Origin of the sequence: Bradyrhizobium sp. NBAIM01 (assembly GCF_020194115.1) — a bacterium.
GTDB lineage: Bacteria > Pseudomonadota > Alphaproteobacteria > Rhizobiales > Xanthobacteraceae > Bradyrhizobium > Bradyrhizobium yuanmingense.
This window is the reverse complement of record NZ_JADYVU010000002.1, coordinates 721067-741937: the sequence shown is the minus strand read 5'-3', so window position 1 is coordinate 741937 and position 20871 is coordinate 721067. Positions and strand designations below refer to the sequence as shown.

The window sequence follows — 20871 nt, the reverse complement described above, 5'->3', positions numbered from 1 at the left end:
TTGCCGAAAACCGACAGCAAGAACGGGCGGAAGCATCAGGAGGGGTCAACTAGCTCCCGCGCAGACGTGGCAGGCAGCTGATGCAGCGCCATGGTCCTGCTCGCCTGGGGGATAGTACTCAGCGAGCGGGGACAAGGCATCGATGCGCCCATTGTTGGCGATGAGTACGGCTATCGACTGGCTGAACGAAAAGGTCGGCAACGTCTGCAATATTCTGGTGCTCGCGGCCTGCGTCGTGAGTGCTGTCAATGCGATGATCCGCTACGCCTTCAGCTACAGCTCGAACAGCTGGCTAGAGACACAGTGGTATATGTTCGCCGTCATCGTGATGTTCGGCGCGTCCTACACCTTTAAGCGCAACGAGCACGTCCGCGTCGAGATCCTTTATCTCATGCTCACCGAACGCGGCCAGCTGTGGCTGGACCTGATCGGGACATTGGTCTTCCTCGTCCCTGCCTGCCTGCTCCTCAGCTACCTCTCTTGGGGGATGTTCTACAATTCGTTCGTCATCGGCGAAATGTCCAACAATGCAGGCGGCCTTCTGCGGTGGCCGATCAAGTTCGTCCTGCCGGCCGGCTTCTTCATGGTGGCTTTGCAGGGTATCTCGGAGGTCATCAAGCGCGCCGCCGCCTTACGCGGTGAAGTCACCATCGATGCGAAATACGAGCGGCCGACCCAATGATCACGATCGAGATGATGCCGCCGCTGATGTTCGGCGGACTTGTGCTGGCGATGCTCATCGGCTTTCCGGTCGCCTTCACGCTGGCCGCCCTCGGGCTCTCGTTCGGATTTCTCGCGATCCATTTGGGATTTTTCGAGTTCAGCTTCCTCCAGGCGATCCCGGAGCGCATCTACGGCAGCGTTCTGTCCAACGAGCTGCTGCTGGCCATCCCATTCTTCACGTTCATGGGCGCGATCCTCGAACGATGTGGCCTCGCAGAGGACATGCTGGATTCGATGGGACAGCTGTTTGGCCCCGTTCGCGGCGGTCTCGGCTATTCCGTGATCATCGTCGGCTTCATCCTTGGGGCCATCACAGGCACAGTGGCGGCGCAGGTCATCGCCATGGCGCTGATCTCGATGCCGGTCATGATCCGCTACGGCTACAACGTGCGCTACATCACCGGCGTGCTCGCAGCCTCCGGCACGATAACCCAGCTGGTGCCTCCCTCGCTGGTTTTGATCGTGCTCGCGGACCAACTCGGAAAGTCGGTGGGTGACATGTATCTGGGCGCCTGGGGGCCATCGATACTCCAGATCGCGCTGTTCGCGGGCTACACCTTCGTTCTGAGCATCGTCAAACCGGGCCATGTTCCGGCGGTGCCGAAGGAAGCGAGGACGCTCAAGGGCTGGGCACTCTGGCGCAAATGCCTTCTGGGCATCATTCCGTCCGCCGTTCTGATCTTCGTGGTGCTCGGCACGATGATGCTGGGGCTCGCCACGCCGACCGAAGCGGGTGCCATGGGCGCCGTCGGCGCGATCGTCCTCGCCGTCATCCATCACAAGGATTTCAGCTCGGCCGGTCACAAGGTCTTGCTCGTGGGCGTGGCCGCGGCCGGCGTGGGCACCATCATCGGCATCTACTTCACGCCTAATCTGCCGTTCAAAATGGCGTTCGCGATTGCCTATCTGGCGGTGGCCTGGGCGTGTCTCGAGGTAATCAGGATTCCCGACCTGCGCTTGCTGGTAAAGCAGGGTTATGAGACCACCATGCGCATCACCTGCATGGTGACTTTTATCCTCATTGGATCGACCTGTTTCTCGATTGTCTTTCTCGGCTGCAACGGGGGCGTCTGGCTGGAACACATGCTGACATCGTTGCCGGGCGGTGTATGGGGCTTCTTAATCTTCATCAATCTGTTCATCTTCTTTGTCGCCTTCTTCCTCGACTTCTTCGAGATTGCCTTCATTATCGTTCCCATGATCGCGCCGACCGCCCTCAAGCTCCTCACGCCTGTCGTCGGCGCGGATGCCGCCTTGATCTGGTTTGGGATCATGCTGTGCGTGAACATGCAGACCTCCTTCCTGCATCCCCCCTTCGGCTTCGCACTGTTCTATTTGCGCGGCGTGGCGCCGAGGGAAGTCAAGAGTTCAGACATCTATTGGGGCGCGGTGCCGTGGATCGGTCTGCAGGCGATCATGGTTGCGGTCGTGATCGCATTCCCGATCACTGTGACCGGGTTGCTGGACGCCCCGATCAAGGTGGATCTGGATAAGATCAAGATCGAGATTCCGGACATCGAGTTGCCGCCACCGCTGGTCGATTTCGGGCAGCCCAAGAACTAAGGGACGTCCGCCGAAGCACTTCCGCTTTTCGTCCAACCCGGGCGGTTGACGCTCTCCGCTTTTCGCGCTGCTGCTGGAGACGACGGGACATCATGTGCGCGTTCTTCGAAACATGATTTGCAGGGACGTGACCGAGCCACCCCTAGGGGTTGGGCCGTCGTCGCGCAAAACAGCAACGGCTGGGTCAACCGATCGGCGGCCATATATTCTGCTTTACAGAAATTCGGATTCAACGTAAATGTCGCCCACCCTGATCCGGCGAAAGGGGCGGTCGTACGTCGTCACGAGCCGCGGATCGGGCTGCGGTGGACGCATTTGCGCCGTCGCGGATGTGAGACGCAGGGCGGGGTGATGGATTGAGCCGAGCCCCGTGAGCGCCTCGCAAGCCGCGTTGTACGAACGGCGCTGGTTGCGTAACGGCAAAACCGTGTGGTCCTGGCCGTCGTTGCTACGGTCAAGCGCTTGCGGATGCGGCATCTGCGCCAACCGGCGCGGTGCCGGTGACTTTCGTGAGGGCGAGGGAGGCCAGAGGGAACTCGGCTCCCGGGAGAGCACGGCATAAGCCGTCCGACCATCGCGCAGGGAAGGCCGTGTGTTCGGCTCCACCTGTATGCTGCTGTGCGGTTCTTCCTGCGTGTGCATTTCGCGCAGCGGACCGCGGGTGCGATGTCAGCACCCGGCCTTCCCTGCGCCCTTTCTCCAGGAGGGCGTGACGCGAAGCGCAAAACTCGGGCGAAACGCGCCGCGAGAAGGCGAAGCCATGTCTGCGAGTCGAGACGCTGGTTTGAGGTCGATAACGGTTCACCTTGCGCCGTCATTGCGAGGAGCGCAGCGACGAAGCAGGGTACGCCGACGGGGTGATCCGCTACAGCGTGGTCAGAAGCACGCTGGCCGCTTTGATATCCGCCGTATCGGCGCCCTCGGCAAAGCCCTCGAGCGCCGATTGGAGCCATCGCTTCGCCTCGTCGCGCTGCCCGCGTCCGGCAAACAGCCCGGCGAGATCGATCGCAGCGCGCAGCTCCCAGGCCGCGGCGCCTTGCCGGCGGCTGAGATCCAGGGATTGCATGAAGTGGGCTTCTGCCTGCTCGGCGTCGGGCTCCGGCAGCGACAACAGAACTCTGCCTTTCATCCGCAGCAACTCGGGCATGTAGAGATGATCGCCGCTCTGATCGACGAGGCGGATCGCATCGTCGATCAGGCGCGCACTCTGCTCGACCTGTCCAAGCGCCAACAAGCCTTGAACCAGTGCGATGTTGAAGGTCGTGGTGAGCAGTTCGTAGCCGGCCTCGTGGAGCTCGCGTAGACAAGCCATGATCGTATCGACGCCTTGCGCGGCGTCTCCCCGACGGATCGCCAGTTCGCCCTTCACGCCGCGGCCCACCACGAGATAGGGACCCATCGAGCGAGATTCGGCATGCGCGATGAATTGGTCGATGCTCTGCTCGGCGCCGTCGAGATCGCCGTCCCAGAGCGAGATCGAGACCGCCCAGATCAGGGCGATGCAGAGCGTGATCGGATGCTCCATCTGCGCGGCTTCAGTCACCGTCTGTTGCGCCAGCTGCCGCGCGTCCGCGGGACGGCCCTGCAACCAGAGTTCGCGCGCCAGCGTGATGCCGGCCCGGTTGCGATGATCGAAGCCATGGATGGTGCTGATTCGTTCGGCGCCCGGCCCTTGCCATGCGACCTCCAGCATCTTGAGCGCGTCGCGGTGCTCGCCGGCCAGATGCAGCGAAACCCCGAGCAGCGAATGGGCGAGGACGATCGAGCCGGGATCGCCGAGCGCCTGCGCGACCGCAAGGCTCTGCTGCGCATAGCCAAGCGCGGCATGGAACTGCCCCATCCGTTCGTGAAAGATATGCATGCGGCCGAGCAGCTGGAGCTGGTTCGGCGCGTCGCCGCGCGCCTCCGCGATCGCAAGGCTCCTGCTCAAGGCCACGCGCGCCGCCTCGCTGCCGCCGCGCGTGAACATCAGGGTCAGCCCGAGGGCAGCCTGGATGTGCATTTCATCGGCGCTGCCGCGCGAGGACGGGGTCATCGCAAGCAGTGCCCGTTCCGACCAGCGCCGGCATTCGATCAAGAGGGACATCGCGAGGAAGATCGGCGCTGCCGCGGCGGCGAGCGCAATGCCGGCGGTGGCGTCGCCGCCTGCGCCAAAGCACCAGTCCAGCGCGGCACGCACATTGTGGAGCGCGGAGAAGTGGATCGCCCGTTCGTCGGCGTTCGGCGTTGCCGCCCATGTGCTGCCGGCCTGCTCCAGCCATCGCCGGTAGTAGGTCGCGTGGCGGGCGGCGAGCGCGGCGTCGTTCGGCTCGATCTCGAGCAGATAGGCGCGCGTGGTATCGAGCAGACGGTAGCGCATCATGGCGCCGACCGGCCGTGGCGCGACCATCGATTTGGCGACGAGACTGTCGATGGCATCGAACAAATGGGAGCGGTCGGCACGTTCATCCGGGACGACCTCGAGGGCGGCGTCGATGGTGAAGTGACCTGCGAAGACCGCCAGCCTGCGGAGGACGAGGCGCTCGATGTCGGACAGCAGCCCGTAGCTCCAGTCCAGCGTCGCCCGCAACGTCTTCTGTCGCGGGGGCGCGGTGCGCTGGCCCTGCCAGAGCAGATTGAGACGCTCATCGAGCAGCGCGGCCGTCTGCTCCAGGCCGTAAGCTTCGACCCGGCCGGCGGCGAGCTCGATCGCCAGGGCCATGCCGTCGAGCTTGCGGCAGATCCTCGCGATAGTCGCGGCGTTGGTATCGTCGAGCGCGATCTGCGCGCCGCCAGCGGTCGCCCGTTCGATGAAGAGCTGAAGCGCGGGATAGGTCTGTGCAGCCGCCGCACTCAGCCCGGCACTATCAGGCGGTACGGCGAGCGGCGCCAGTCGATAGACCTGCTCGCCCTCGACGCGCAGGGCTTCGCGGCTGGTGGCGAGGATGTGGACATCAGGCGCAGCGTGGAAGATCGCCGAAGCCAGCGGTGCCGCCGCGGCGATGACATGCTCGCAATTGTCGAGGATGAGCAGCAACCGCTTGTCCCTGACATGCGCGAGCAGCGCGGGCAGGGGATCGTCGGTCTCGGCCGGCAAGCCGAGCATCAACAGGATCGAGGTGATCACGAGATTGGGATCGCTGAGCGCGGCAAGGTCGACGAAATGCGCGGCGTCGGAGAACGTCGCGAGCAGGTCGTGGGCGATCGCCACCGCGACGGCAGTCTTGCCCACGCCGCCCGGACCGACGATCGTGACGAAGCGCGAGGTGAGAAGCTTGTCGGAGATGGTGGCGACGGCCTGGTCGCGTCCGACCATCCGTTGCAGCCGATTCGGCAGCTTGACCGGCGGCAATTCCATCGGCGGGGACGAGCGCCGCGCCGCCGGAGGCTCCGTGTGCGAGATCGGCGCCACGAAGCAATAGCCGCGCCCGGAAAGCGTCGTGATGTAGCGTGCGCCGTCCTTGCCGTCGCCGAGCGCCTTGCGGAGAGCGGCGATGTGAAAGCGCAGATTGGCCTCTTCGACGGTGATGCCGGGCCACACCAGCGCCATCAGATCCCATTTGCTGACGACCTCGTTCGGCCGCGACATCAGTGCGATCAGCGCGTCGAAGGCCTTCGCACCCAGCGGCACCGCGAGGCCGTCGCGCGTCACGAGCCTTTCATGTGGCGCCACGGTGAATGGTCCGAACGAGAGTCTTGGCCCGGTCGGCGTGGTCATCGCGAAATCTTGCTCATTTGCGAACCGGATAGCCAGAGGGCAGCCATCCCGCAAGGCCTGCGTTGCATCGGCCTCAGACCGTGTTTGCAAGCCTCCCATAAGCTTCTGCGCCGGCCTCACAACTTCTCACAAGTCCAAACGGGTCTCCGGGGCGCGTCGCTGCTAGTCAGTTTGCGCGACGGCAAGGAGCTCTTCATGACGCAAACGGCAAAACTGCTCTACACGGCCCGGACCCACACCAGCGGAGGCCGGCACGACGGCATATCGCGCAGTTCCGACGGTCGCCTCGACGTCAAGCTGTCGCCGCCGGGCGGGGCCGGCATCGGCACAAATCCCGAGCAATTGTTTGCGGCCGGCTGGTCGGCCTGCTTCGAAGGCGCCATGGAACTCGCCGCGCGCAAGCAGAAGGTGACCCTTCCCAGGAAAAGCGCGATCGATGCGGAGATCGATCTGGTGCTCGACGAGGGCGCCTACGCGCTGAGGGCGCGCCTCAATGTCAGCCTGCCGGGACTCGACCCCGAGATCGCACGCGGCATCATCGATGAAGCGCATCAAACCTGCCCCTACTCCAAGGCCGTCCGCGGCAACATCGACGTCACGGTCGCGCTGATCTGACGCACCATCATCAACCACGACGAGGTAACACCATCATGAAGCAGCTCATCGATCAGCACCGCCGCCAGTTTCTCGGCATCGCCACCGGAGCCGCCGCCGCGGGCATCTGCGTGATCGCGTTCGCTCGTGCCGAGACGGAACCGCAGCGATCCCAAGCATCGAATGCGTCCTTCGGCGCGATCAAGCAGATCGATGCCGGCGTTCTCAACGTCGGCTATGCCGAGGCGGGTCCCTCGAACGGTCCGGTGGCGATCCTGCTGCACGGCTGGCCCTACGACATTCACGCCTTCGTCGAGGTCGCGCCGCTCCTGGCCAAGGCCGGCTATCGCGTGATCATCCCATACCTGCGTGGCTACGGCACGACGCACTTCCTCTCCAGCGAGACGCCGCGCAACGGCGAGCCTGTGGCCATGGCCGCGGACATCATCGCGCTGATGGACAAGCTCGAGATCAAGAAGGCCGTCGTCGCCGGCTTCGACTGGGGCGCGCGTACCGCCGACATCATCGCCGCGCTGTGGCCGGAGCGGTGCCGCGCGCTGGTGTCTGTCAGCGGCTATCTGATCTCCAGCCAGGCTGCGGGCAATATGCCGCTGCCGCCGTCGGCCGAGCTGCAATGGTGGTACCAGTTCTACTTCGCGACCGAGCGCGGCCGGGCCGGATACGAGAAGTACACGCACGATTTCGCCAAGCTGATCTGGAAGCTGGCCTCGCCGCAGTGGAAGTTCGACGACGCCACCTTCAACAGGAGCGCGGCGGCGCTCGACAACAGGGATCATGTCGCGATCACGATCCACAATTACCGCTGGCGGCTCGGGCTCGCCCAGGGCGAGGCAAAATACGAGCATCTCGAAAAGAAGCTGGCCGCGGCTCCGCAGATCGAGGTGCCGACGATCACGATGGAGGGCGACGCCAACGGAGCGCCGCATCCCGAGCCGAGCGCCTATGCCAAGAAGTTCTCAGGCCGATACGAGTTTCGCCTGATCACAGGCGGCGTCGGCCACAATCTGCCGCAGGAAGCGCCACAAGCCTTCGCCAAGGCCGTCATCGACGCCGACGGCGCCTAGGCATTCGTCGGCACCTCCGTCCAGCCTCATTGATCGAGCCCGATGAAACATCATGACGATAGCCGAACCCGAAAAGAAGAAATCTCTCCACACCACGATGATCGTACTGACCGTGGTCCTCCTCGTCGTGCTCCTGACCTGCATGCCCTACCTCGTCACGATCGCCTTCGCGGAAGGACCAGCGGAACAGAGCGCGGCGGACGCCTCGCCGATCTTCGGCGTCACAATTCCAGCCGGCTATAAGCGGTGGGAGCTGATCGCGCCGGCCGAAGAGGCGGCGCCGCTCGACGAGCTGCGCGCTGTTGTCGGCAACCAGACTGCAATCGATGCCTATCAGGCCGGAAAACTGCCGTTCCCGGACGGCACCATTCTGGTCAAGCGCGCCTGGAAGCGGAAACAGTCACCCGAGTTTGCGTCCGCGACGATTCCCGGCGCCGCCACCACGGTCCAGGTGATGGTGAAGGATTCCAGGAAATACGCGGCTACCGGCGGCTGGGGCTTTGGCCGCTTCGTCAACGGCAAGCCGGTGGACGAGGCGCAGCACCGCACCTGCTTCGCCTGCCACGAAGCCCGCGCCAAGAGCCGCGACTATGTCTTCACGCGGCTCGCGCCTTGAGGCACGAAGGCCTGGCGTCGCTTTGCTGCGACGCTACTCCGCCGCCACCATCTGCTGCGTGCGCCACTGCCCGAGCAGGGCACGCAGCGAAGCCGGCTTCACCGGCTTGTTGAGCACTGCGATCTTCTCGTCGCGCGCGGCGACCTGCACGGCGGGGCTGCGGTCGGCCGTGATCAGGATCGCAGGGATGGTATCGCCGAAGCGACGGCGGATCTCGCGGATGGCGGCAATGCCGTTGCCGCGATCGAGGTGATAATCGACCAAAAGGCCGGTGACGCGGCGGCCGGCGGTTTCGATCGCAGCGATCGCGCCTTCGGGATCGGCGACCGCGATCACCTCGGCGTCCCAGGCCTTGAGCAGCGTGCGCATGCCGTCGAGGATCGCCGCATCGTTCTCGATGCAGACGATCAGCGCGCCCGAGATCGGTGTGCGCGCCAGCGGCGTCGCGCTGGTCACGGCCGCAGTGTGGGTGACCGCCTTCGCTGTCGGCACGGTCACCGAGAACACCGAGCCGCCGCTTCGATTGCCGTCGATGGCGATGCCGTGCTTGAGCACGCGGGCCAGGCGTTCCACGATCGAGAGGCCGAGGCCCAGACCGCGCGCGATCCGCGCCCCCTGCTCCAGGCGATGGAATTCCTTGAAGATCTCGCCGCGCTTGACCGCGGGGATACCGACGCCGGTGTCGTAGACGCAGATCTTGAGCGAGGCGCCGCGGCGGCGGCAGCCGACCAGCACGCGGCCGCGCGGGGTATATTTGATCGCGTTCGAGATCAGGTTCTGGAGCAGGCGCCGCAGCAGGAGCCGGTCCGACTCGACCGGCAGCGAGCAGGGCACGAAGGCGAGCTCCAGGCCCTTGGCGCGCGCGATCGGCGCGAACTCGATTTCCAGCGAGCGCATCAGATCGGCCATCTTGAAGCTCGAGATCGAGGTCGCCATCGCGCCGGCGTCGAGCCTGGAGATGTCGAGCAGAGCGCCGAGGATTTCCTCGATCGCCTGCAAGGATTCGTCGATGTTCTCGACCAGCCGCGTCTCCTCGCCATTGTGCTGGCGCTCGACGAGGCTTGTGACGTAGAGCCGCGCCGCATTCAGCGGCTGCAGGATGTCGTGGCTGGCGGCGGCGAGAAAACGCGTCTTGGAGATGCTGGCGTCCTCCGCCGCGCTCTTGGCGATGGCCAGCTCGGAGTTCAGCCGCGTCAGCTCCTCGGTGCGGTCGCGCACGCGCTTTTCCAGCGTCGCATTGGCGCGTTCCAGCGCTTCGGCGGCTTCGAAGGTCGGCGTGACGTCGGTGAAGGTGATGACGAAGCCCCCGCCGGGCATGCGGTTGGTGAGCACTTCGATCACCATGTGGCGTTCCGGCAGCCGCTCGAGATAAGGCTCGCTGTCGGTGGTGTAGGCCGCAAGGCGCCGTTCCAGCAGGGCCTCGCGCTCGAGCGGATCGTTCGGATCGCCGAGGCCGATGAACTCCAGGATCTCGCGCAAGGGCGTGCCGAACTGGATCAGATGCAGCGGCACATTGAGGAGGTCGCCGAACTGCCGGTTGGAGCAGATCAGTTGCAGATCGGCGTCGAACACGGCGATGCCCTGGCGCACATGGTTGAGCGCGGTCTGCAGGATCTCGCGGTTGAAATGCAGCGCGGCGTGCGAATCGTCGAGCAGCTTCAGCGCGGCCTTGGCGGAGACCGTCCGCTTGCGCAGCAGCAGCGACATCACGAGGCGGGAGGAGGCCGCGCCGATCGAGGAGGCAATCAGATGCTCGGCGTGTTGCAGCAGCTCGAAATCGGCGGGCGCACCGGGCTCCAGCCGCACGTTGCGCCGCGCCGAGAAGGCCTCGAAGGAATGTCGCGCGCGGTCGGGCCCGAGATATTGCGCCACCGTGGTCTGGATGTCCTGCACGGTGACGGTGCTGCGCCAGCGGCGGAAGCTCGGGGAGATCGGTGCGAGCGTATTGGGCACGAACAGATCGGCTTGCAGCAGCTCGATGGAGGATGGCCGGCGTGCCAGCGACAGCAGCACATAGGTCAGGATGTTGAGGGACAGCGACCAGATCACGCCGTGCATCAGGGGCGGCAGGTCGGCGCCGAACAGTGCCTGCGGCCGCAGCGCCTCGATGCCGAACGGGCCGTGCTGCAGCAGCAGGATGCCTGACGTCGAGGAATCCATGAAGCTCGGCATGAACAGCGTGTAGAGCCATACCGCAAACCCGACCAGCATGCCGCCGATCGCCCCGCGCGCGGTCGCGCGCCGCCAGAGCAGGCCGCCGAAGAAGCTCGGGGCGAGCTGGGCGATGGCGGCAAAGGAGAGCAGGCCGATCGCCGCGAGCTGGGTGCTGCCGAGCGCGCGATAGTAGAAATAGGCCATCACCATGATGGCGAAGATCGCGAGCCGGCGCGAGCGCAGCAGGAAGTTGCTGAAATCGGCCCCGCCGGCCCGCCCCTCCGGCCGACGTTTCAGCACCAGCGGCACCACGAGGTCGTTCGAGACCATGATGGAGAGCGCGACGCATTCGACGATCACCATGGCGGTCGCCGCCGACAGCCCGCCGACGAAGACGGCGACGCTGAGCAGGTTCGCGCCGCTCTCGATCGGCAGGGCCAGCACGTACATATCAGGGTCGGCCGTGCCGAACGGGAAGGTCACGAGGCCGGCGAGCGCGATCGGGATCACGAACAGGTTGATGGCGACGAGGTAGAGCGGAAACAGCCAGCGCGCGCGGCCGACCTCGGCATCCGAGGAATTCTCCACCACGCTGACGTGAAACTGGCGCGGCAGCAGCATGATCGCGCACAGCGACAGCAATGTCATGGTCAGGAAGTTGCCGATCGACGGCGAATAATTGATGGCGCGCACCGCTTCCGGCGTCCTCATCGCGCGCTCGATCAATTCATGCGGCGAGAACATCCAGAAGGTGACGAAGATGCCGGCGGCGAGGAAGGCGACCAGTTTGATGATGGACTCGGTCGCGATCGCCAGCATCAGGCCGTGCTGGTGCTCGGTCGCGTCGGTCTGTCGCGTGCCGAACAGCACAGCGAAGGCCGCCATCGTCAGCGTCACCATCAGCGCCATGTCGCCGAGGATCGGGATGTGCGAGAAGGCCTGGTCTTCGCTCAGGATTGTGCCCAGCGAAGAAGCCACCGCCTTGAGCTGGAGCGCGATATAGGGCACCGAGCCGATGATCGCGATTGCGGCGACGGTCGCCGCCACCGCCTGGCTCTTGCCGTAGCGGGCCCCGATGAAGTCGGCGATCGAGGTGATGTTGTGGGCTTTCGCCAGCTGGATCACGCGTCGGAGCACCCCGGCCCCCAACCCGATCATCAGGATCGGGCCGACATAGATCGCGAGGAAATCGGTCGAGGTGCGGGTCGCGAAGCCGACCGACCCGAAGAAGGTCCAGGACGTGCAGTAGATCGCCAGCGACAGCGGATAGATCAGTCCGGAGGCGCGGCCGCGACCGGCCGGCGAGCGGCGGTCGCCGTGGCTCGCCACCAGGAACAGGAAGCCGATATAGCCGAAGGCGGCGGCGATCACGCCCCAATCGTGCAGCATGGGTCGGGGGCTCTCTCCCTGGGCGCCGGCGGCGCCCGAGCTCATTTTCCTTGCAAACCTAGCGCGTTGAGCGAGTGCAGGCGACAGCGAAATGCCGTGCGGCGGTAGGAACTGCCGGCGTCGTTAAGCGGTGGGGCGAGCTGTCCGCCCGCTCTTGCCCTCCAGGGGAGGGTAAAAGAGGCCTATTCCGCGGCCAGCGACTTCGCGCGCAGCGGCAGGCCGAGGCGGTCCCACACTTGCAGCAGCGCTTCGGCGAGCTGATCGATCAGGCCGTCGTCGTGATAGGGCGAGGGCGTGATGCGCAGGCGCTCGGTGCCCTTGGCGACGGTCGGATAGTTAATCGGCTGGATGTAGATCCCGTGCTGTTCGAGCAGCAGGTCGGAAGCCTGCTTGCACTTCTCGGGATCGCCGACGAACAGCGGTACGATGTGTGTGTCGCTCGACATCACCGGCAGGCCGGCGGCATTGAGGATCGCCTTGACGCGGGCGGCACGGTCCTGGTGGCGCTCGCGCTCCCAGCTCGACGTCTTCAGGTGCCTGATCGCGGCGGTCGCGGCCGAGCAGACCGCCGGCGGCAGCGCGGTGGTGAAGATGAAGCCCGGCGCATAGGAGCGCACGGCGTCGATGATCTGGCCGTTGGCGGCGATGTAGCCGCCGAGACAGCCGAACGCCTTGGCCAGCGTGCCCTCGAGAATGTCGATGCGATGCATCACGCCGTCGCGCTCGGCGATGCCGCCGCCGCGCGGGCCGTACATGCCGACGGCGTGGACTTCGTCGACATAGGTCATCGCGCCATATTTCTCGGCGAGATCGCAGATCCTGGCGAGCGGCGCGACATCGCCGTCCATGGAATAGAGACTCTCGCAGACGATCAGCTTCGGCCGATCGGGACCGGCGGCTTTCAACAGCTCTTCGAGATGCGCAACGTCGTTGTGGCGGAACACGATCCGCTCGCAGCCGGACTGGCGGATGCCCTCGATCATCGAATTGTGGTTGAGCTCGTCCGACAGGATCAGGCAGTTCGGAATGAGCTTTGCGATGGTCGGGATGCCAGTCTGGTTCGAGACATAGCCCGAGGTGAACAGCAGCGCGGCTTCCTTGCCGTGGAGATCGGCGAGCTCGGCTTCGAGCTGCACCAGCGGATGATGCGTGCCGGCGATGTTGCGGGTGCCGCCGGCGCCGGTGCCGACGCGCGTGGCAGTCTCGACCATGGCGCCGACCACCTTCGGATGCTGGCCCATGCCGAGATAGTCGTTGGAGCACCAGATCACGACGTCGCGCTTGCCCTTGGGCGAGTGCCAGACCGCATGCGGGAACCGGCCGGCCGTGCGTTCGAGATCGGCGAACACGCGATAACGCCGCTCAGTGTGGAGACGATCGAGGGCGGAATCGAAGAATTGGGCGTAATCCATCGGCAAACCTGCAACGGAACCTGACCAAGGGGACGCGTCTACTTAGAGCTTTTCCAGCTCCAATGTCTATGCGCTATCCCACATTTGGATCTGTGGGCATTTGGGCAAAATGCCCTATCCGGCGCGTCTCAGTTTGATCCCGATCAATCCTGCGCGACATATAATGCTGCTCTGCACCATCTGCCGGGGCGACCCAGCCTATGGTCTTCCGTCGCGGCCCGGCGCGCGCTTTCCTTGCTCAACCAAGCTCTCGAAAGGACCCTTCCATGAAGCGCGTGATGATCCTCAACGGTCCCAACCTCAACATGCTCGGCATCCGCGAGCCGCACATCTACGGCACGACGACGCTCGCGGAGGTCAACGCGAGCTGCGAGGACGCAGCCGCCAGGCTCGGCCTCAAGCTCGCCTTCCACCAGTCCAACCACGAGGGCGTGCTGGTTGATCTGATCCAGTCGGCGCGGCAGGACGCCGAGGCCATCGTCATCAATCCGGCCGGCCTCTCCTTCACCTCGGTCTCGATCATGGACGCGATCAAGACGTTCGAGGGCCCGGTGCTGGAGGTGCACATCTCCAACATCCACGCCCGTGACGAATATCACCGGCATTCCAAGATCTCGTTCGTGGCGACCGGCGTGATCTGCGGGCTCGGGCCGTTCGGCTACATCGCGGCGCTGCACGCGATCGCGAATATGAAGTGAGGCGCCAGCCGCGCCGGAGGTCTGCTCCCTCGCCCCGTTCTTACGGGGAGAGGGTTGGGGTGAGGGGCTGTTTCGGCAATGATGGTGAGAGTTGGACTCGCGGAGACTCCCCCTCACCCGCCACGCTTCGCGTGTCGGCCTCTCCCCGCAGGCGGGGAGAGGCGAATAACTCACGTCGTCCGAAACTGCAGCACGCCGTCCTGCATCTCGGGCGTGAGGCGGCCCTCGACGATCATGTAGTTGACGTGGGCGACGAGCTCGCCGGCGGCAAAGCCCATCTGGTGCTCGTCCAGCACGTGCTTGTTGAACACCACGGGCACCAGAGCGCGCGAGGTTTGCGGCACCTCACGGCAGGCTTCCGCGATCAATCGGCAGCGCTCTTCGTGGTGGTCGGCGAGCTGCTTGATGCGGGTCTTCAATCCGTAGAATGGCACGCCATGGCCGGGCAGCACCAGCACGTCATAGGGCAGCGTCGTGGTCAGGCTGGCGAGCGAGGCCAGATATTCGCCGAGCGAGTTCTGGTCGGGCTCGACCGCCCAGACGCTGACATTCGGCGAGATCTTGCTCAGCACCTGGTCGGCGGAGAGGAACAGCTTGTCGTCGGCGCAATACAGCATCACCTGGTCGAGGGCGTGGCCGCCGCCGGTGATGACCTTGAAGCGGCGCGTGCCGATCACGACGTCGTCGCCATGCGAGATGCGGCGGTAGGACGGCGGCAGCACCGAGACGCGCTTCAGATAGTCCTGGCCGCGGCCGAGCAGCTTTTCGGTGAGCGACTCGTCCATGCCATGGCGGCGGAAGAACAGCCGCTGCGCCTCGCGCCGCTCCTCGGTGCCGCGGTTCTGGTGATAGACCGATTGCAGATATTCGACCTGCGACATCACCAGCGGGCAGCCGAACCGCTCGACGATCCAACCGGCTAGACCGACATGATCCGGGTGGGAGTGGGTGACGATCAGGCGCGTGATGTTGACGCCTTTCAGCGGTCCGTCGAACAGCTTCGTCCAGGCCTCGATCGTCTCCTCGTTGCCGAAGCCGGCATCGATCATCGCATAGCCGTCGCCATCGGCGAGCAGGTAGATGTTCACGTGGTTGAGGCGGAACGGCAGCTTCAGCCGCGCCCACAACACGCCGGGCCGCACCTCGACCACCTGTTCGGGGCCGGGATGCTGTTCCCAGGGGTAGCGCAGGGCCTCGGCCGAGGACTGCGGGGTGTCGGTTTTCGAGCTCATGCTATCGGCTTAAACCCAGCGCGCGCGGGGCGCCAGCCGAAAAAGGATGCTGGGCGGCGACAGCATGGCGGTCATACCGAGGCAGTTTTCCGTAGCCCGGATTGCGCTACGCTCCATCCAGGCTACAGGACAGGGCCTTACGCCGCCCGCATGTCGTTGAGGAAGGCGTCGATCTCCCCGCGCAGCATATCGGCCTCGCGGCGCAGCGCGTCCGAGGCGCCCAGCACCTCGGTGGCCGCAGCGCCGGCTTCGGCGGACGCGGTGGAGACGCCGACGATGTTGCTGGAGACCTCGCTGGTGCCGCCGGCGGCATGCTGGATGTTGCGGGCGATTTCGCGCGTCGCGGCGCCCTGCTCCTCGACCGCTGCTGCGATCGTGGTGGTGACGTCGTTGATCTCGCCGATGATCCGGCCGATGCCCTGGATGGCGCCGACCGCGGAGGTCGTGACTGACTGCATGCTGGCGATCTGGGTGCGGATCTCGTCGGTCGCCTTGGCGGTCTGGCTCGCCAGGCTCTTCACCTCGGAGGCAACCACCGCGAAGCCGCGGCCGGCCTCGCCGGCGCGTGCCGCCTCGATGGTGGCGTTGAGCGCGAGCAGATTGGTCTGCGAGGCGATGGTCTGGATCAGGTCGACGACGACGCTGATGCGGCTCGCGCTGTCGGCAAGGCTCTGCACCGTGGCGTCGGTCGCTCCCGCTTCGTCGACCGCCTTTTTGGCGATCTCGGCGGAGGTCACGACCTGACGGCTGATCTCCTGGATCGAGGAGGACAGCTGCTCGGTGCCGGCCGAGACGGTCTGCACGTTGACCGACGTCTCTTCCGCCGCGGAGGCGACCGCGTTGACCAGCGCGTTGGACTGGTCGGCGGTGTTCGACATGCTCTGCGCGGTCGATTGCATCGAATTGGCCGATTGGGCCAGATTATCGAGCGCGGAGCGCACCGTGCTTTCGAACTGGGCGATCTTCGCCTCCATGCGCGCGGCGCGCTCGGCCTTGGCGATACGGTCCTTGTCCTGCTCGCTCGTCAGCGCGCGGGTCTCGATCATGCTCTCCCGGAACACCTGCAGCGTGTTCGCCATCACCGAGATTTCGTCGTTGTGATTCTTCGAGCGGTAGATCTCGGTTTCGAGATCCCCGTTCGCGAGCAGCTGCATCGACTGCTGCAAGGCGCCGATCCGGCGCAGGATGTTACGGCCGACATAGAGCCAGACGAACAGCGCCGAGCCGACCAGCATCAGCGCGCCCAAGCCCAGCATGACCGACGTCGCGAGCGAAATCTCCTGCCGCGCCTGGAAGGTCGAGGTGTTGGTCTCTTTCTGCACGCCGTCGACGAGCTGCTGCACGCTGATGCCGAGCCCGACATTGAGCTTGCGGGTCTCGTCCAGGATGGTCTGGCCGTAGTCGATGGAGTCGAGCTCTTTCTCGCGCAGATTGAACACGCCGGTCTTGCCGGTGCCGAGCGCGAGCAGCTTTTCCGCCGTCTCGCGCAGCATCTTGTTGCCCTGGTTGTCCGGCAACAGATCGAGGTTCGACCGCAGGCGCCCCTGCGCCGTCTTGAATTCCTTCTGGATGTCATCGAGCTTGTCGCTGGTGTTCGCCGACAGCGCCGCGCTCATGTTGGCGGCGGCGAGATTACCGCTGGCGACGACGTTGCCGAGCTGACCGACGGTCTGCGCGGCGTCGGTCGCGTCTGCGGCTGACAGGTCGGCTGAACCGAGAATGGCATTGACGCGGGTCTGCGCGTCCAGCATCGCCGGACTCGCTGCGCCGACGAAGGCGCCCTGCGCGGCGCGAAGCGCGTCATATTGCTTGTCGTGCAGCGCCGCGATGTCGAGCCGTTCGCGGGCGGCTTTCGTCAGGCTCTGAGCCGCCTCGTTGATGCTCTTCATCGTCTCGCTGAGCCCGGAGACGACGCTCTTGTCGCCGCCGAGCTCGATGATCTCGTTGAGCTTCTGCTGCGTCTGCTCCTGTAATTCCCTGAGCTTCTTGGTACGTTCGGTCAAGGCGTCCTCGCTCTGCGCCGCAAGCAGGGCCGGTCCCTGCGCCGCGAGGCTCGCACTCAGCGCCGACAATTGCAGGCTGGCGGAAAGGCGCGGAATGTCCCGTCCGCTCAGTTCAGTCATGCGTCCGCCGAGATTCTGCAGCGCAAGGCCGGCGCCGGCCGCGATCACGAGGCCCATGCCCGCGATGACCGCAAACGCCGCGAACAGGCTGCCGCGCACGCCCCATTTGGGCATTTTGAAACGCGGACGGAAACTGCCAAGGAAGCGGCCAAGGCCCAAACGGATCGGCATCGAAAATTCCCCCAATGTTCTTCTATTTGTGGCTGCAGTATCGGCAGCACCGGTTAAGGAATCGCAATGAGCCCAATCGGTTGACGTTGTTCCGCAGAGCGAAAAAAGAGGGGCCGGCAACGAGGCCGGCCCCTTCATCTTGATAAGGTCCTGGTAACCGATCAGTAGCGCGCCATGGCCGGGCTCGCCCAGTTGAAGCGGTAGTTGACGCCCGCCTTGAAGGTATGGTCGTCGGTGGTGAAGGCGCCGGTGCCGGCGAGCGGACCGGCGGTGAAGCTGGCGTCGCCGAAATTGTAGTACTGGTACTCGGCCTTGGCCGACCAGTTCGGGGCGAACATGTATTCGAGGCCGGCGCCGACGGTGTAGCCGTTGCGGTGATCGCCGGTGATGACGAAGGCGGCCGGCACGCCGCCGACGGTGACCCTCTCGTTGTTGTCCGAATAGGCGTAGCCGCCCTTCACATAGACCAGGCCGGGACCCCAGGTGTAGCCGACGCGGCCCGTGATCGAGCCGAGGCCGCGCTGGTCGTTGGTGTAGGCGATGCCGCCCGGGAACACGGCGCCGACGCTGCCGGAGAGCCAGGAATACTGGCCTTCGACGCCGACCACGAAGTTCGGGTGGAACTGCCAGTCCGCACCGACCTGCACGCCGCCGAGGAAGCGGCCGTTGCCGTTGTTGCCGGTGGAGAGGCCGTTGAAATTGTTGTCGCTGGAGAACGCGCCGCCGACATGGGCGCCGAGATAGAAGCCCGTCCAATTGTAGATCGGCGCGGCGTAGGCCGGCGCGGGCGTCTTGTAATAATTGCGGTTGCCGAGATCGGCACCGACGGCCGGCGCAGCTGCGCCCAACACGAGCAGCGCCACGGTCGCAAACAGAATCTTCTTCATCGTCTTGAACTCCAACACGTAAGGTCCCCGGCAGGCGCGTTTTCCGCGCCGCATTGGTTTTGCAGATAGCTCGCTTTTGACGAAAATGCTGTCACATCCGTGGCACAGCGACAGCCAACGTAACTTGTTGGGCCGTAAACGATTTTCGTGCTTAATGGCGACTTAAGAAGTGGTGAAGGAAGGCTTAACGGCGCGCTCCGTCGGTAACTTGCGCGCGCCTTGCGTTAACCAAGACGCCGCCGTGCCTCATCGCGCATCTGCGCGCGAAAGGCGGCGCGCTTTGCCGGCCTGTCTTCCTCACGAACGTCGTGTCGATCGAAGATGTCGAACTTCTCCAGGATCGGATAGCGCTCGCTCGCCATCGCGAGCACGCGCAGTATCCTGGTCCCCTCCGGCGTCGGGCCGCTGACCTCCCACCGCCGGATGGTGTCGGCGCCGCCTCTTTCCGGCAGTCCGCAAAGCTTGGCCATGTCGGCCGCGCTGAGCTTGCGCTCGAGGGCATCGGAGAGGTCGTTGCGAAGCTGCTTCAGTTCGGCGCCGGTCATGCTTGCGTCCAGGGAAGTCACTGAAAGCAATGCACTAGCGCTGATTCGGGTCCATCCGAAGACGGTGTGAGTCCGCCGCGCTCCGGCACCTTCGTCCGCACACGGAGTTATGAAGGGAGAACCCATGGAAATTTGCCGATGCATGAACACTTGGCATATCGGGGCGCGCAACGGGTGAAGGGATCAGCCATGAAAACCATCAGACTCGCCATTTCCGCGCTGATCACGACGGGACTGCTTGCCGCACCATTCGCAGCTGAGGCGAAAAAGGTCCGGTCCAGCCGGCAATACAGCACTGGTGTGGTGGCTCCGACCTATGGCGGAGCCGGAGCGCCGGCCGCGCAACCGAGGGCGGCCTACGGATCGTCGGGACAGTCGGTTGGCACTGTCACCGCGCCGTCGATCGGATCATACAATTGGCCCTCGGTCGGCGTGACCAACTCGGCTCCCACCTGGAGCAACACCACGAGATAGAGGGCTCCGGCAAGGTGGAGGCCACTGGCGGATCAACGCATGCCGCTCGCCGATCCCGAGAGCAGATAAAGCGCGATGAGCAATGTCGCGACCGACAGCATCGTCGTGATCGAGACCGTGGCCGCAACCAGCTTCTCCTCGACCTTGTGTTCATGTGCCAGGACGTAGACGGTTTTCGCCGTCGGCACGGCCGCGCAGATGACCGCCGCAACCGTGTAGAGAGGGGTGAGGCCGATCACGACGCAAAGCCCGTAGACGATGAGCGGCATGACCACCAGTTTCACCGCGGCGAGCGCAAACGACGCTTTCAGGTTGGACCGCAAGCCCTCGATGGACAGGCCGAGCCCGATGGCGAACAGCGCGCACGGCGTGAGCGCGGCAGCGATCATGTTGAGATAGGCCGCGACCGGTGCCGGAATCGGCAATCCCGTCACCGCCCAGGTGAGGCCGATGAACGTCGACAGCACCATGGGATTGAGCAGGATCTGCTTTGCCAGTCCCATAGAGCGCACGGAGGCCCCGCGTGCATCGCGCTTTTCCAGCAGGATCACCGTGATCGGAAACATCACCGCGGCCACGAACACCGTCGCGACGGCCGCGGGCAGGACGGCGGGTTGGCCGTAGATCGCATGCAGGATCGGCAGCGCAACGAACCCGGTGTTGGTCATCGCCGCCGCCATCCCGTGAATGGTGCTGCTTGCGAGGTCGTGTTTGCCGCCTGCGCGGACCGGCACGAACACGAGCGCGAAGCAGATCAGCGAGCCGCCGCCGAAGGCGAGCAGAAAACGCCATTCCAGGAGATTGCGCGCCGGCTCCTGGGCGATCGTGACAATCAACAGCGCCGGCATCGCCACGTTGTAGGCGAAATGCACCAGGGCATCGGCCAGCGCCCGCGAGAGATAGCCGAGCTCGCCGGCGAGCCAGCCGGTGACGATGATCGCGAATACGGGAAGAACGAGGCTGGCGACCTCCATCCGGCTTCCCCCTCATTTTCGAACAGGGAGGGTAGACCGGCAATGGACTGGCGTCACTCCGTGATTTGTGGGTCGCCTTGATTTGTCGGAGGAGAATCCGCCTCGCTAGATTCCCCGGCGCCCCTGGTCTCCGATCACGCAGCGCCAGGCCGCCAGGCGCTCGGCCGGATGCTGGTTCATCCATTCGGCAAGCTGCGGCGCGCCCATCAGGCAGGCCTGCACCGAGATTTGCGCAAAGTCCGACGTGGTGACGATCTGCTCGTGACAATTGGAGGGAGAGGCGAGGCTGCAAAGCACGGCGATGATCTTGATCACGATACGTTACCTCCGTCGCGGCCGATGAACGGGCGACGGATCGCCGGCCTTCCCTGGCCCTCGTCCGTCGGATCGACCGGCGGGAAGATGCTGTCGTAGATCGCCCGCGCTTCCTGGATGAGGCGCGTTCGCTCGCGCTCGGACTTCGAGACAAATCGAATAACTTCGCCCATGTTGGCTCCGAATAACAGTGTGAGTCCGTCATGAGATGACGTCGAT

At 64.9% G+C, this 20871-nt stretch carries 17 protein-coding genes; 7 read left to right on the top strand and 10 right to left on the bottom strand.

Annotated elements, in window-relative coordinates; genetic code table 11:
* The first annotated feature begins 142 nt into the window (after nt 1–142).
* Nucleotides 143–682: a TRAP transporter small permease subunit gene (locus I6F31_RS09845; RefSeq protein ID WP_036020596.1), complete on the top strand. Its 540-nt coding sequence runs from the start codon at nt 143–145 to the stop codon at nt 680–682.
* The gene (locus I6F31_RS09840) at nt 679–2286 is read left to right on the top strand and encodes a TRAP transporter large permease subunit (protein WP_036020598.1); all 1608 of its coding nucleotides are present in this window, start codon (nt 679–681) and stop codon (nt 2284–2286) included. Before I6F31_RS09845 ends, I6F31_RS09840 begins: the two co-directional genes overlap by 4 nt.
* 865 nt (nt 2287–3151) lie before the next feature.
* Here I6F31_RS09840 and I6F31_RS09835 read toward each other — a convergent pair.
* Entirely contained in the window at nt 3152–5983 is a 2832-nt protein-coding gene (locus I6F31_RS09835) for a winged helix-turn-helix domain-containing protein (RefSeq protein ID WP_225185322.1), read from the bottom strand.
* A gap of 195 nt (nt 5984–6178) precedes the next feature.
* Between I6F31_RS09835 and I6F31_RS09830 the strand changes: the two genes are divergently transcribed.
* The 3 genes from I6F31_RS09830 to I6F31_RS09820 are packed head-to-tail and all read left to right on the top strand — an operon-like array spanning nt 6179 to nt 8278.
* A complete protein-coding gene (locus I6F31_RS09830; RefSeq protein WP_035996651.1) occupies nt 6179–6598 on the top strand; it encodes an organic hydroperoxide resistance protein in 420 nt (139 codons plus the stop codon).
* A 35-nt stretch (nt 6599–6633) separates the two neighbouring features.
* Nucleotides 6634–7662 (top strand): alpha/beta hydrolase, encoded by a 1029-nt coding sequence (locus I6F31_RS09825; RefSeq protein ID WP_225185321.1) that lies wholly within the window; start codon nt 6634–6636, stop codon nt 7660–7662.
* A 52-nt stretch (nt 7663–7714) separates the two neighbouring features.
* Nucleotides 7715–8278: a cytochrome P460 family protein gene (locus I6F31_RS09820; protein WP_085971953.1), complete on the top strand. Its 564-nt coding sequence runs from the start codon at nt 7715–7717 to the stop codon at nt 8276–8278.
* A 33-nt stretch (nt 8279–8311) separates the two neighbouring features.
* Here the strand turns inward: I6F31_RS09820 and I6F31_RS09815 are convergent, their stop codons facing one another.
* Together I6F31_RS09815 and hemA are read right to left on the bottom strand one after the other, a co-directional pair.
* Nucleotides 8312–11821, bottom strand: a complete 3510-nt coding sequence (locus I6F31_RS09815; RefSeq protein WP_225152141.1) for a PAS domain-containing hybrid sensor histidine kinase/response regulator — start codon at nt 11819–11821, stop codon at nt 8312–8314.
* A 182-nt stretch (nt 11822–12003) separates the two neighbouring features.
* Entirely contained in the window at nt 12004–13233 is a 1230-nt protein-coding gene (gene hemA / locus I6F31_RS09810) for a 5-aminolevulinate synthase (RefSeq protein ID WP_035996665.1), read from the bottom strand.
* Nucleotides 13234–13499: 266 nt separating this feature from the next.
* Here hemA and aroQ point away from each other — a divergent pair, with 266 nt between their 5' ends.
* Nucleotides 13500–13931 (top strand): type II 3-dehydroquinate dehydratase, encoded by a 432-nt coding sequence (gene aroQ, locus I6F31_RS09805; RefSeq protein WP_035996668.1) that lies wholly within the window; start codon nt 13500–13502, stop codon nt 13929–13931.
* A gap of 170 nt (nt 13932–14101) precedes the next feature.
* On the opposite strand, the gene I6F31_RS09800 is transcribed toward aroQ, so the two are convergent.
* The 4 genes from I6F31_RS09800 to I6F31_RS09785 all read right to left on the bottom strand — a co-directional run bounded on the left by I6F31_RS09800 (nt 14102) and on the right by I6F31_RS09785 (nt 18889).
* Complete coding sequence (locus I6F31_RS09800; RefSeq protein ID WP_035996672.1) at nt 14102–15163, bottom strand: MBL fold metallo-hydrolase; 1062 nt, start codon at nt 15161–15163, stop codon at nt 14102–14104.
* A gap of 137 nt (nt 15164–15300) precedes the next feature.
* A complete protein-coding gene (locus I6F31_RS09795) occupies nt 15301–17457 on the bottom strand; it encodes a methyl-accepting chemotaxis protein (protein WP_109142220.1) in 2157 nt (718 codons plus the stop codon).
* Between the two features lie 161 nt (nt 17458–17618).
* Entirely contained in the window at nt 17619–18344 is a 726-nt protein-coding gene (locus tag I6F31_RS09790) for an outer membrane protein (protein WP_035996788.1), read from the bottom strand.
* Nucleotides 18345–18568: 224 nt separating this feature from the next.
* Nucleotides 18569–18889 (bottom strand): hypothetical protein, encoded by a 321-nt coding sequence (locus I6F31_RS09785; RefSeq protein WP_035996689.1) that lies wholly within the window; start codon nt 18887–18889, stop codon nt 18569–18571.
* A 189-nt stretch (nt 18890–19078) separates the two neighbouring features.
* Between I6F31_RS09785 and I6F31_RS09780 the strand changes: the two genes are divergently transcribed.
* On the top strand, nt 19079–19363 hold the full coding sequence (locus tag I6F31_RS09780; protein WP_036020690.1) for a hypothetical protein: 285 nt from the start codon (nt 19079–19081) through the stop codon (nt 19361–19363).
* Between the two features lie 32 nt (nt 19364–19395).
* On the opposite strand, the gene I6F31_RS09775 is transcribed toward I6F31_RS09780, so the two are convergent.
* The 3 genes from I6F31_RS09775 to I6F31_RS09765 form a co-directional block, all read right to left on the bottom strand.
* Nucleotides 19396–20337: an AEC family transporter gene (locus I6F31_RS09775; RefSeq protein WP_157285637.1), complete on the bottom strand. Its 942-nt coding sequence runs from the start codon at nt 20335–20337 to the stop codon at nt 19396–19398.
* Between the two features lie 105 nt (nt 20338–20442).
* A complete protein-coding gene (locus I6F31_RS09770; RefSeq protein ID WP_035996696.1) occupies nt 20443–20652 on the bottom strand; it encodes a hypothetical protein in 210 nt (69 codons plus the stop codon).
* On the bottom strand, nt 20649–20825 hold the full coding sequence (locus tag I6F31_RS09765; protein ID WP_167361648.1) for a hypothetical protein: 177 nt from the start codon (nt 20823–20825) through the stop codon (nt 20649–20651). Before I6F31_RS09765 ends, I6F31_RS09770 begins: the two co-directional genes overlap by 4 nt.
* Nucleotides 20826–20871 lie beyond the last annotated feature (46 nt).